This window comes from Phaeobacter inhibens DSM 16374, from assembly GCF_000473105.1.
Classification (GTDB): Bacteria; Pseudomonadota; Alphaproteobacteria; order Rhodobacterales; family Rhodobacteraceae; genus Phaeobacter; species Phaeobacter inhibens.
On the sequence record NZ_AXBB01000004.1, the window covers coordinates 144,688 to 156,455 of the forward strand.

At 59.2% G+C, this 11,768-nt stretch carries 11 protein-coding genes; 4 read left to right on the forward strand and 7 right to left on the reverse strand.

Annotated elements, in window-relative coordinates; all coding sequences use genetic code 11:
* Positions 1–124: 124 nt before the first annotated feature.
* Positions 125–556: a response regulator gene (locus INHI_RS0100665; protein WP_014875627.1), complete on the reverse strand. Its 432-nt coding sequence runs from the start codon at positions 554–556 to the stop codon at positions 125–127.
* On the reverse strand, positions 553–2,298 hold the full coding sequence (locus INHI_RS0100670; RefSeq protein WP_254656803.1) for a sensor histidine kinase: 1,746 nt from the start codon (positions 2,296–2,298) through the stop codon (positions 553–555). Before INHI_RS0100670 ends, INHI_RS0100665 begins: the two co-directional genes overlap by 4 nt.
* A 244-nt stretch (positions 2,299–2,542) precedes the next feature.
* Here INHI_RS0100670 and INHI_RS0100675 point away from each other — a divergent pair, with 244 nt between their 5' ends.
* Together INHI_RS0100675 and INHI_RS0100680 are read left to right on the forward strand one after the other, a co-directional pair.
* A complete protein-coding gene (locus INHI_RS0100675; RefSeq protein ID WP_014880925.1) occupies positions 2,543–3,940 on the forward strand; it encodes an extracellular solute-binding protein in 1,398 nt (465 codons plus the stop codon).
* Positions 3,930–4,649 (forward strand): ATP-binding protein, encoded by a 720-nt coding sequence (locus tag INHI_RS0100680; protein ID WP_027246359.1) that lies wholly within the window; start codon positions 3,930–3,932, stop codon positions 4,647–4,649. Before INHI_RS0100675 ends, INHI_RS0100680 begins: the two co-directional genes overlap by 11 nt.
* Before the next feature lie 21 nt (positions 4,650–4,670).
* Here INHI_RS0100680 and INHI_RS0100685 read toward each other — a convergent pair whose 3' ends face one another.
* The 3 genes from INHI_RS0100685 to INHI_RS0100695 all read right to left on the reverse strand — a co-directional run bounded on the left by INHI_RS0100685 (position 4,671) and on the right by INHI_RS0100695 (position 7,047).
* Entirely contained in the window at positions 4,671–5,363 is a 693-nt protein-coding gene (locus INHI_RS0100685) for a response regulator (RefSeq protein ID WP_027246360.1), read from the reverse strand.
* Between the two features lie 331 nt (positions 5,364–5,694).
* Positions 5,695–6,066, reverse strand: a complete 372-nt coding sequence (locus tag INHI_RS0100690; RefSeq protein WP_027246361.1) for a hypothetical protein — start codon at positions 6,064–6,066, stop codon at positions 5,695–5,697.
* A gap of 123 nt (positions 6,067–6,189) precedes the next feature.
* Positions 6,190–7,047, reverse strand: a complete 858-nt coding sequence (locus INHI_RS0100695) for a LysR family transcriptional regulator (RefSeq protein WP_027246362.1) — start codon at positions 7,045–7,047, stop codon at positions 6,190–6,192.
* A 111-nt stretch (positions 7,048–7,158) separates the two neighbouring features.
* Between INHI_RS0100695 and tmpA the strand changes: the two genes are divergently transcribed.
* Entirely contained in the window at positions 7,159–8,304 is a 1,146-nt protein-coding gene (tmpA, locus tag INHI_RS0100700; protein WP_027246363.1) for a 2-trimethylaminoethylphosphonate dioxygenase, read from the forward strand.
* A complete protein-coding gene (gene tmpB / locus INHI_RS0100705) occupies positions 8,301–8,918 on the forward strand; it encodes a (R)-1-hydroxy-2-trimethylaminoethylphosphonate oxygenase (RefSeq protein ID WP_027246364.1) in 618 nt (205 codons plus the stop codon). Before tmpA ends, tmpB begins: the two co-directional genes overlap by 4 nt.
* A 174-nt stretch (positions 8,919–9,092) precedes the next feature.
* Here tmpB and INHI_RS0100710 read toward each other — a convergent pair whose 3' ends face one another.
* Complete coding sequence (locus INHI_RS0100710; RefSeq protein WP_014875618.1) at positions 9,093–10,238, reverse strand: iron-containing alcohol dehydrogenase; 1,146 nt, start codon at positions 10,236–10,238, stop codon at positions 9,093–9,095.
* A 93-nt stretch (positions 10,239–10,331) separates the two neighbouring features.
* Positions 10,332–11,714, reverse strand: coding sequence for an aldehyde dehydrogenase family protein (locus INHI_RS0100715; RefSeq protein WP_027246365.1), 1,383 nt, complete (start codon positions 11,712–11,714; stop codon positions 10,332–10,334).
* Between the last annotated feature and the right edge of the window lie 54 nt (positions 11,715–11,768).

An 11,768-nucleotide genomic window follows, 5' to 3' on the forward strand; every position in this document is an offset into this window, starting at 1 on the left:
TATACCGACCAATCCTGTCCCTTACTGCATAAACCAAGCTTGGCCCGCGCGTCTCTTCAGTCGTGCGGGGGAGGCGCGGTGACTGAAGAGGTGTTGTGCGTCGGTGCCAGCAACAAACCTCACTTCAATTTGTTTTCAGCGACACGATCTCGACATAGGCGCCCAGCATTTCCACCGCAGATTTCACCGCATCATAGGCGTTCTCTTTGACGATATAACCGGCAATCTTATGCTCATAGGCAACGGCAATATCCGAGGGCGCATCGGAGGTTGTCAGAACAAAAATCACCGAGTTCGCCAGCTCTTTGTCCTCGCGCACCTCGGCGAGAAATTCCAGCCCCCCCATGCGCGGCATATTCAGATCCAGCAGGATGATGTACGGGCGCTCAAGCGCGGCGGAGTTCACCCCCCGCAGCAGATCAAGCGCTTCCTGTCCATCGCCGACAACTTCAATTGGGTTAACAAGGCGTAGTTTTTTCAACGCGCGTTTGATCGCCATCACGGCAACCTCGTCATCGTCTACAATCAGAAACGTAACGGATTCTCTATTGGTCATGCGGCCAATCCTTGGATGTCATTCGGTGTTTTTGCTGAGGGTGTATTGAGGGGGACACGGACCGTAAACACGGTGCCACGGGCCACATCCGGGTTGGAGACGACGGACACGCTGCCGCCGAGCGATCGGGCAAGTTTCTGTACAAGCGCCAGGCCCAAGCCGGATCCTTCCACTTCGTCGCGGGATTTCAGTGTCTGAAACAGAACAAAGATCTGGTCCTGATACTGTTTCGGAATGCCGGGCCCGTCGTCGGCCACGGTGATCTCGACGTAGTTGGGGTACAGCTCGCTGCTCATGCGGATCGTGCCAGATGATCTGTCGTGATGCTTATTCGCGTTACTGACAAGATTGATCAGAATGGTCTTCAGCGGTGTCAGATAGGCGCCGAAGGGTCCACAATCCTGCTCCACCCTGATTTCGAAAGCGGAGTTGGAATTGAAGTAGAGCCTCAGCTCTTCCGCAAATTTGGTCAGGCTGAAGGCCCCATGTTCGCCATCAATCTGGCCGGCCCGCGCGTAGTCCAGCAGGGCAGACAGGTGGCCTGACAATCTGTCCGTACGATTGCGGATCAATCCAATATTTTTCTGCGCGTCGGCGGGCATCTCATCGGCGAAATCTTCTTCTGTCCATTCGATCAGATTTGAGATGGCGCGCAGCGGCGCACGCAGGTCATGAGCCGCCACATAGGCGAACCGCTCCAGTTCCTCATTTGAGCGTTGCAGAGCTGCCGCAGTAAGGCGGGATTTCTCCACAGCTTTGGCGATCTCAGCAATCTCATCTGACCCGGCGGTGTCGATCGGATCTTCGAGATGGCCACGCGACATACGTTGAATATGGCGCGTCAGGCGGTGAATCCGCGAAATCATCCGAACCTCGATCATGAACCACAAAAGAGCAAGCGAAATCAGAAGCATACACATGTTGAAGGCGACATCGACGAACCGAATGCGCTCAACAATGCGGCTCGTTTCCGCTGCGCTTTGACGAAACTCCATTGCGGCCCGCTGGGTGCTCGACCGGGTCCAGGCGCCGATGTTGTTGAGCACAGCCTCAGCCTCACCATAAAGCTGTTCCTGACCTGCTTGGCGCGTTTGCAGGGCTGATAACGCTTCGACCACCCCGTCCGGGCCCAGCATGGTATTGCGATAATCGACCAAGACACCGGCAATGTCGTGACGCGCTTCCAGATTTTTCAGCCGGGCAAGGCGAGAGGCAAGGATGTTGATCTCTGCCACCAGGCTCTGGCGTGCGCCTGTGTTGCCAGTACCGGTTTCAAGCGAGAAGTCTTTGGTCAGGATGGCGAGCGAGGCAACGCTGCCGGAGATTTCTCCCAAAGTCTTGGCGGTATCGATTGCCCAGGTGACCGACAGGGATCCCTCCTGTCTGGATTGCGCGTCGCGCTGTTGATTGCCGAACTCGATCTGCGCAACAACAATAGATTTTTCCAGCGCCAGGATCTTGTCAACGGCCTGTGAAACAAGGGCGTTAATCCTGATATTCTGAGCGACGATATCCTGGCGACCCTTCACCACGTTCTGAAACACATCAGCATCTGCTGATGACAATTCTTCGGCGATTGTATCTTCTCGGTCGCTGAAATTCTCACGAAACAGCTGCGAGAGATTGTCGACGCGCCGCCCCATCCCGGCAAGCCCATCCAGATCGTCGATCAGCCTGACCCGAGCCAGCGTTACCTCCAACCCGTGTTGCAGGTCGCCAAGGTCGGCAATCCTGTCGAGCAACGGAATCGTCCGATCAGACAGGTTCTCTGTCTTGCGCTCAATGCGGCTTAGGTCGTTCCACTCCGCATACATCGCGACGCAAATCGACGCGAGACATATAACGACACAAGATCTGAGGCGTGCGGTTAGCGACACTACGGGCCCCTTTTGCTGTTGGTGTGCTCAACATAAGGTTGAGAGGTTTACCAGTCCTTAACTGGGCGCAGATAGGCTTAAATCTACTGAGCCACACGCGAGGATCCCCATGTTCACGAGACGCGCTTTCACGACGCATGCCCTGGCGCTTGGCGGGGTTGGCGGTCTGCCTGCCGCTGCGCGTGCCGGAGTTGATCACCAGCATCCTAATCTGCTTCGTATTCTGGTCCCCCATGGGGCGGAGGCAAACCTAGCGCCGGTGGCCAAGAGTTTTGAGGAAATGTGCGGGTGTCGCACGGAACTGGTCGTGGTCGGCGTTGGCGAGGTGAACGCGGTTCTGACACTGGAAGCGATGCTGAACGATGTCGGCGTAGATGTGGCGCTGCCAGCCACCTTTGGCATACCAGACCTTGTCGAGGCGGAGGCAATTTTGCCCCTGGATGCGCTTGCTCAGCAATATGCGCCACAAGGGCTGACCGACGCGATGATGTACACCAGCGGCGATATCTTCGACGAGCGGCTGTGGGGCTATCAGACCGACGGTGATGTCTTTTTAATGTTTTATAACAAAAGCTTTATGGAGGATCGGGACCTCGGGAGCCGATATGCGGATCAGACTGGTACGGCGTTGTCGACGCCGCAAACCTGGGACGAGCTGGACCGACAGATGGCGTTTTTTCACGATCCGGATGCGGGTCGGTATGGCGGTTGCCTGTTCCGCACGGAGGATAAGGTGGCCTGGGAATGGTGGGCGCGGTTTCATGCCAAGGGCGCCTGGCCGTTTTCGCCCACGATGGAACCGCAGATCGCAGGAGCGCGTGGCATCGCCGCGCTGGAGGACATGATTGCCTCCGGCGCGCATCTTGTCGGGGCAGATCTGGATCTGTTTTCCAACTGGGCGCGCTATCAGGAAGGCGATATCTACGCCAATATTGGCTGGGGCGGTACGCAAAAGAGCCTCTATGCACCCGGATCGGCAATGCGCGACAATATGATCAACGCGTCGTTGCCAGGAGGACGTATTGGCGGGGCGGTGGTTCCTCTCTCTTATTTCAACTGGGGGTGGAGTTATGTTGTTGCCAAGAATTCAAAACAGCGAGAGCTGGCGTATCAGTTCTGCGTCAATGCCGTCTCGCAGCAGGTCGGCGCTGCAGCAATCGCCCAGTCCGATGGGTTCTTTGATCCGTTCAGAACCGACCAGTACCAGGATCCAGCTATCATCAAGGCCTATGGCACGCAGTTTCTGACTGTTCACGAGCAGGCGATGCGCGCCTCGATGCCGGATCTTTATCTGGCGCGGCGTGGCGAATATTTTGAGGCGTTGTCCTATTGGCTGCTGGCCGCACTGGCTGGGGATGTGACAGCCGAGGTCGCGCTGGACAATGTTGCCCAATCCTGGCGGGCGACCACAGATCGTGTGGGCCTGGAGGTGCAATCGCGCCGCTGGATGGCGCTGCGCGACACCTATCCTGCCGATCTGCGAAAGGCTCTTACCGATGAAATATGACACACCCGATCCAGCCCTGAGCCAGACCATGCGCGATCAGGCCATGATGGACGTGGTCTATAAGATTGTTCATGACTTGCGTGGTTCAGTGCGGGCCATCGCTGAATTGCCGAATTGGATTGAAGAGGATCTGCAGGATGTCGGCATGTCGCTGCCGGAGGCACCTGCGCAGTCTTTTGATCTGATGCGGCGCCATGCGGAAAAGCTGAACATGATGCTTGATCAGCTGTCGCTGTATTCCAAGACCGGATATCGCGAGACAGAGCGGGTTTCCGTTAGAACCTGCCTTGATCGGGCGATTGCGGCACTGAACCTGCCGAGTGACATGCAGGTGCGGGCACGATTTGATCCGGCGGAAATCGAGATGAATCCCGATGCGTTGATGTCGATGTTTCTGATCCTGTTGGGAAATGCTGCTGAGCACAACGCGGAGCCGGTGCGCGTTGCTGTGACCGGGTGCTTGCGCGACGGATATTGGGAGATGATGCTGCGTGACAACGGTGTCGGATTTCCGGCCGGTAAACTGGAGCGGGTTTTTGATCCGATGAGCAAGTTTTCGGTCGTGGAGACCGGTGGGGCAGGGATGGGCCTTGCGATCTTGCGCCGTCTTGCTGACAGCTACGGCGGTGTTGTGGAGGCACTACCGCCCCGAACCAAGCGGGACGGGGCGACTATTCGACTGCGTCTGAAACAAAATCACCGCGATTGAACGGCAGTGATGTGGTCCACCTTAATGGTGGACCACATTGAAACTATTGCTGTAGTTCTCGATCTCATCGAAGAAACGCCAGATGTTCAGGCAATGTGTTTCAATTTCATCAAGGGCTTCGGGGGATGGTGTCAGCCCCTGGTTATGGCAGCCGCGGATGAAGGAGATCTGGCGATACATGCGCCGCAGTTTTGGCTGCAATTCACTTATGCAGCCCTCCGCCATGCCCCGGATCACGTTTCGTGTGGCGTCCTGCACTTCAGATTTCATCGCCGGGTTTGACAATGTCTCGGCAATGGAGTTGTAGATCACTCCATGCAGTTTTTCCGCGGTCAGATTGCCCTTGCCGACATAGTCCACGCAGCCAGCGCGCATCGAGCTGACCACTGCTTCGGTATCTTCGCGGCCAGAGATCATTACCACCGGCACCTCTTCGGTCTCCAGCTGTTTTTTGACCACGGCGACCGCGTCAAGGCCAGAGGCATCGCGCAGCTGGTGATCAATCAGGCAGAGATCAACAACGTTTTCGTCCAGTGCTTTTTCGAGATCCTGAATGTCCGAACATGTAATCACCTCGACCGTTCGATCAGCCTGCGCAATGAGCCGCCGCATTCGCGTCCGGTCAAATTCACTGTCGTCCAGCACCAAGACGCATAGGTTGCCGGAGGGCAGTGTCGGGTGGCTGGTCTCCATCGTAACCTCAGTACCATTCATCGTGACGCCCTTTCCAAAGACTGTAGCCAGAAACTGACATTTCAGCCCTAATGAACGATTAATATGCCCACCAACTGTCGTTAAGACTTTAACCAGACAGCTTTGAGTTGTGTATCTTCAAGTAGCTGAACACCCATGTTCATAAGCTGTTAAGGCTGTTTTTCTCCTCTTTTCATGGGGCGATCGCATAAGAGGCCTCAGTATTTCTGAGGTTTCTCTGAATATATTTTATCTATGAAATTGTTTGAGGCCGATGGTATTTCCCGGATATCACCGACCGTAATTTTCCCGCAAAATCGTTTCTGCCTGGGTCTCGGACGGCGACGTGCTGCTAGAGCGTGAGGCCGGCGATTCCCAAAATCGTCACCGGTACGAACAAAAAACCCTGCGGAATGTCCTTGTAGCGCTGACCATTCAGAACCGGCAGGGCGAGCCCCCAGATGGCGTAGGCAGCGGCCAGACCAGTGGCGAGGATCGCAGCGATTTCGGCTTCGCCCGACCATGCAGGCCAGAGGAAGAGCGCCGCCACAGCCGCCAGATTTATGCTCACGAGATGCCAGCAGTAATAATTGACGTAGCGCACCTCGGCGGACAGGCCGCGTGCCTCCAGCAGGGGGCGTGCGACGCTGGGGCCGCCGGCAAAAATGTGTAACAGAGTGTTGACGACCGACAGGCCGCCAGCGGCCAAGAGCCAAATATTCATGCGCGTTCATGCTCCAAACGGTTCGAGAATCTATTGGGTACGGAAAATGTCGGGTCCACTGCAGCGGGGCAATGTGGCAGACTGCCAGCGCGACAATACGCGCCTGTTTCTAAAGCTACACCATCAGGTCATAATGCGGGTCAACTCCGCCCATTGGGTGCGGCTGATAGCATCCTGTCCGGCAATCATCCAATAGGTGGCGTGGTGGTCGAGGCGGTCCCGACCCTTCCGTACCAGCCGCCCAGCTGCCAGGTCCTGATCGCAGAGCGGCAGAGACCCAAGCAGCACGCCGGTGCCGGCGCGGGCCGCCCCCAGAGCGGACAGAAACGTATCAAATCGCAGATGCGGCACCGGCGTGGATCCACCGCCGTGGCAGGCAACCCAATCCGGCCATCCCGGCCGAGGCCCGGAACAGGCGATCCGTGGCCAGTCACTCCAGTGCCCGCCTCTGCGGCCAATCAACTCCGGGGAGGCCAAGGGGACGATCCCCTCAGAATAGAGCGGCAGTTTGTAAGCGTGGGGCCAGTCACCAACGCCGTAGCGGATGCGGACCACTTCGTCCTCCACTGCATCATGGGCGCCCAAAACCATGGTTCGTATCGCCAACTGGCCACCTGCGATGTCGCTCAGGGCGGCGAGTCGCGGGGTGAGCCACAAATCGATGATTGATTGGCTTGCAGAGATCGTCAGCTGTCGCCGCCCGGTGCCAAACAGCGCCTCGGAGCTGTCGCGCATCGTATCCAGTGCCGACTGGATGTGCGGCAACCAGGCTTCGCCCTCCACGGTCAGGGTGATGGCGCGGGGGTGGCGGTGAAACAGCATAGTGCCCAGCCGTTTCTCCAACTGGGCGATACGCTGCGAAATGGCGGATTGGGTGATCCCGGTTTCCGCTGCCGCCGCGGTAAAGCTACCGCAGCGCGCCGCCGCTTCAAAAGCGCGGATCCATTCCAGGGGCGGCAGGGTGGGGCGCTGCTGTTGCATTAGCTGACCTTGGCCTTAGTGCGGAAATTCGTAATTTGAGATTATGTAGAGGCAATGGCAACATGCGCACAAGAGTCATCTTCCGCGTTGCGGACCACCAATGAGGATACCATGCCGTCAGTTACTCTTGCCCCTGCGGGCGATTATCTCACCCTGTCTCACGGGGCATCCGACATGCGCTTTCACGCGATCTGGCTGCGTGACAATGCCAACGACTCCGACACCCGGGCTGAGGCCAACGGCCAGCGTCTGATCGCGCTGCGGGACATTCCGGCGGACACCACGATTGCAGAGGCCACGCTGGACGGCGAGAGGCTTCGCCTGCGGTTTATGCCGGAGAATAAAACCGTTGCCTATGATCTCTCGTGGCTGCAAGCCCATACCTATGACAAGGCCCAGCCCGAAAAGGCGGGCTGGCTTGCAGATGGGGTTGAGACCTGGGACGCGGGGCTGATGGACGGCGTGCCCACCGGTGATTTCGCGGCGCTGGAAGCAGGCGGTGCGGCGCTGGGCGATTGGCTGGGCGCTGTGACGCGCTATGGATTCGGCAAGGTCGTCAACGGGCCGGTTGAAGATGGCGCCTTGTTCCGCGTGGTCGATCTGTTCGGGCATGTCCGCGAGACCAACTACGGGCGCCATTTCGAGGTTCGCACCGAAGTCAACCCGACCAACCTCGCCTTCACCGGCCTGGGCTTGCAGGCGCATACCGACAATCCCTATCGCGATCCGGTGCCAACCATTCAGGTGCTCTACTGCCTCGAAAGCTCCGCTGCCGGGGGTGAAAACATGGTGGTGGACGGCTTTGCCGCCGCTCTGCGTCTCAAGGCCGAGAATGAGGCCTATTTCAATGTGCTGGCGGAACATTGTGCGCGTTTTGAATACGCAGGCGAAGCCGGGGTCTGCCTGACCTCTCGTCGCCCCATGATCGAGCTGGCACCCGATGGGGAGCTGATCGGGGTGCGTTTCAACAACCGGTCACTCGCAGCGGTGCAGGATGTCCCGTTTGAGAAGATGGCGCTCTATTATGCAGCCTATCGCCGGTTTGGCGAGATCATCGATGATACGGCGATGGAGGTCACGTTCCGTCTTAATCCCGGTGAGGCCTTTGTGGTGGACAACACCCGCGTCCTGCACGCGCGCAAGGGCTACTCGGGTGAGGGGACGCGCTGGCTGCAGGGCTGTTATGCTGACAAGGATGGGCTGCGTTCTGTCTATGACGCGCGGCGACGTCAGGCGCTGGCGGAGGCGGCAGAATGACCAGCCGCCAGCCACAGCCAGCAGCCACGCATGTCCCGCCAGACACGCTGGACCGTGAGACGATTGTCGCTTTCCTCGGCTCAATCTTTGACCGGCGCGGCGGGGAGGAATATCTGGGCGAGCCGGTGACCATGGGCGAACATATGCTGCAAGGCGCCACCATCGCAGAACAGAACGGCCAGCCAGAAGAGATCATCGTGGGCGCGCTGCTGCATGATATCGGCCATTTCACGTCCGAGTTTGGCACCTACCATCCCGATGATACCGAGGATCGACATCATGAGGACGCCGGGGCCGAGGTGCTGGAGCGTTTCTTTCCCAGTGTGATCACTGATTGCTGTCGCTATCATGTCGCTGCCAAACGGTATCTCTGCGCGACGAAGCCTGAGTATTTCAAACGGCTTTCCCCAGCGTCCGTCCATACGCTGGAGCTGCAGGGCGGGCCGATGAACGCGGAGGAAATCGCAGCGTTTGAGGCCAATCCAAACCTGAAAGAGATCATCGCAGTGCGTTATCTTGATGAGGCGGGTAAGCGGGCAGGCATGGTCACGCCCGATTTCTGGCACTTCGCACCGATGGTGCAGCGGATGGTCGACCGGCACTGTGGTGTCTGATTGAGGTTTGAGCTGACTGCAGTGTAAAAAAGCGGCCCCTCTCAACTCAGAGAGGGGCCGCAGTCTTGATGGGCCTGTGCTGCGTAATAGCCGCACCGCCGCATCAATGCGCTGCGCTCAGCCGGGGGTCGGTGCGAGCGCAGCAGCAGAAGTTATGCAGATGCGCTCTGGGGATCACATAGCGTCCTTGAACAGCTGGGTTAGGTTTGCTTGGTCCAGGACGACCGGGTTTCCGCCGCAGGAAGGGTCGATGAGGGCGCCTTTGACGAGTTCTGGAATGGCGGCTTCGGTGACGCCCAGTTCGGACAATCCGCGTGGGATGCCGAGGCTGTCGTTCAGCTCCTGCACATAGGCGCAGACGCCCTCAAAGCCGCCGTCGATGCCCAGATAATCTGCGGCGGTCTTGAAGCGGTCGGCGATCTCCGGTGCGTTGAAGGCCAGCACCGCGGGCATGCAGACGGCGTTGGTGGTGCCGTGGTGGGTGTTGAAGAGCGCCCCGATCGGGTGGCTCATGGCGTGGATCGCGCCCAGCCCTTTCTGGAAGGCGGTGGCGCCCATGGCGGCGGCCGACATCATCTGCGCGCGGGCCTCAATGTCGGTGCCATCAGCATAGGCGCGCGGCAGGTACTCCTTCACCAGGCGCATGCCCTCCAGCGCGATACCCTGGGACATCGGGTGGTAATGGGGCGAGGAGAACGCCTCGACACAATGCGCAAAGGCATCCAGACCGGTGCCTGCGGTGATGAACTTCGGCATGCCGACGGTCAGTTCGGGGTCGCAGATCACCACGGTGGGCAGCACCTTGGGGTGAAAGATGATCTTTTTCTGATGGGTCACGCTGTCGGTGATCACAGAGGCGCGGCCCACTTCGGAACCGGTCCCAGCCGTGGTCGGCACCGCGATGATCGGCGCGATGGCATCGGCATCGGCGCGAGTCCACCAGTCGCCGATATCCTCAAAATCCCACACCGGCCGGGTCTGGCCGCACATGAAGGCAACCATCTTGCCCAGATCCAGCCCCGAGCCGCCGCCAAAGGCAATCACCCCGTCGTGATCGCCTGCCTTATAGGCGGCAACACCGGCTTCGAGGTTTTTCTCGTTCGGGTTGGGGTCAACCTCGCAGAACATCGCCCGACCAAGGCCCGCGGCCTCCAGGATGTCGAGGGTGGACTGGGTGACCGGCAGATCGGCCAGCCCCTTGTCCGTGACCAGCAGCGGTTTTTTCATGCCCGCTGTCGCGCAGGCCTCGGCCAGTTCCCTGATCCGGCCAGCGCCAAACTTGATTGCGGTCGGATAGGACCAGTTTCCAACAAGAGTCATAGGTGTGTTCCTGTGATGAAGCCGGGGAGGGGGCGCTGCCCCCGCTTGCCCTGCGGCAAGCCCCCCGGAGTATTTCGGGAAAGATGACGGGGCTCAGCCCGTGACCTTTTTCAGGTGATAGGATTTCGGGCGGGTGAGGTTGTGATAGCCGATGACTGACAGGCCTCCCCCGCGGCCGGTGTTCTTGCAGCCGGTCCAGCACAGGCCCGGATCCAGATAATCGGCGCGGTTCATGAACACGGTGCCGGTTTCGATCTGATCGCCAACACGGGTCGCGCGCTCTACATCCCCGGTCCAGAGCGAGGCGGTGAGGCCAAATTCGCTGTCATTCATCAGGTCGATGGCTTCGGCGTCAGAGGAGACTTTCATGATGCCCACCACGGGGCCAAAGCTTTCGTCACGCATCACCCGCATGTCATGGGTCACATTGGTCAGGATCTGCGGTGTGAGATAGGCGCCCCCGTCATCTTCGGCAAAAGCCGCGATATGGGCCACAGCCCCCGCCGCAACCGCCTCGGCGATCTGGCTGCGCACCTCAGCTGCAAAGCGTACGTTCGCCATCGGGCCGATGGTGGTTTCTGCCTCCAGCGGATTGCCCAGTTTGTAGGTGTTGACGATGGCCACAGCCTTTTCGACGAAGGCGTCGTAAAGGCTCTCATGGACATAGATCCGCTCAATACCGCAGCAGCACTGGCCAGCGTTGAACATGGCGCCGTCGATCAGCGTGTCCACCGCCGCATCAAGATCGGCGTCTTCCATCACATAACCCGGATCCTTGCCGCCCAGCTCGGTGCCGACGCCGGTAAAGGTGCCTGCAGCCGCGCGCTCCATCGCCTGACCGCCACCGACGGAACCTGTGAAGTTCACGAAGTCGAAGGCGCGGTCTGCGATCAGTGCTGATGTGGTGTCATGGTCGAGGAACATATTCTGGAACACATCTGCCGGAATGCCCGCCGACTGGAAGGCCTGCGCCATGCGCTCGCCCACCAGCAGGGTCTGGGTGGCATGTTTCAGCACCACGGTATTGCCCGCAATCAGGGCAGGAGCCACGGTGTTGATGGCGGTCATATAGGGGTAGTTCCAGGGCGCCACCACCAACACCACGCCATGAGGGACATGTTTGATGTAGCGCTTGAAGGTTGCGTCTTCGCCGACCTGGATATCGGCCAGCGCCTCGGCGGCGATCTGCGCCATATGGCTGGCGCGCTCGTTGAAGCCGCCAAATTCGCCGCCATAACGCACCGGGCGCCCCATCATATGGGCCAGTTCCGGCACAATATCGTCGTTCATCGCGCCAACAGCCGCCACACCGGCCATCACCAGGTCAACCCGCTCCTGCAGGGGGCGCGCGGCCCAGGCGGCCTGGGCCGCGCGGGCTGCGGTCACGCGCTCCGCTGCGGCCTCCGGTGGCAGCGTCTCACGCTCGGCATAGACCGATCCGTCGATCGGTGAGATACATTTCAGGGTCTGGCCCATGGTCTTCCTCATGTGGTTTGACGGAGGCCACGCCCCCGTCGTCATCTTTCCAAA

Coding starts and splice junctions, on each gene's coding strand:
- INHI_RS0100665 (WP_014875627.1), bottom strand. CDS start 556: ATGACCAATAGAGAATCCGTTACGTTTCTGATTGTAGACGATGACGAG.
- INHI_RS0100675 (WP_014880925.1), top strand. CDS start 2,543: ATGTTCACGAGACGCGCTTTCACGACGCATGCCCTGGCGCTTGGCGGG.
- INHI_RS0100680 (WP_027246359.1), top strand. CDS start 3,930: ATGAAATATGACACACCCGATCCAGCCCTGAGCCAGACCATGCGCGAT.
- INHI_RS0100685 (WP_027246360.1), bottom strand. CDS start 5,363: ATGAATGGTACTGAGGTTACGATGGAGACCAGCCACCCGACACTGCCC.
- INHI_RS0100690 (WP_027246361.1), bottom strand. CDS start 6,066: ATGAATATTTGGCTCTTGGCCGCTGGCGGCCTGTCGGTCGTCAACACT.
- INHI_RS0100695 (WP_027246362.1), bottom strand. CDS start 7,047: ATGCAACAGCAGCGCCCCACCCTGCCGCCCCTGGAATGGATCCGCGCT.
- tmpA (WP_027246363.1), top strand. CDS start 7,159: ATGCCGTCAGTTACTCTTGCCCCTGCGGGCGATTATCTCACCCTGTCT.
- tmpB (WP_027246364.1), top strand. CDS start 8,301: ATGACCAGCCGCCAGCCACAGCCAGCAGCCACGCATGTCCCGCCAGAC.
- INHI_RS0100710 (WP_014875618.1), bottom strand. CDS start 10,238: ATGACTCTTGTTGGAAACTGGTCCTATCCGACCGCAATCAAGTTTGGC.
- INHI_RS0100715 (WP_027246365.1), bottom strand. CDS start 11,714: ATGGGCCAGACCCTGAAATGTATCTCACCGATCGACGGATCGGTCTAT.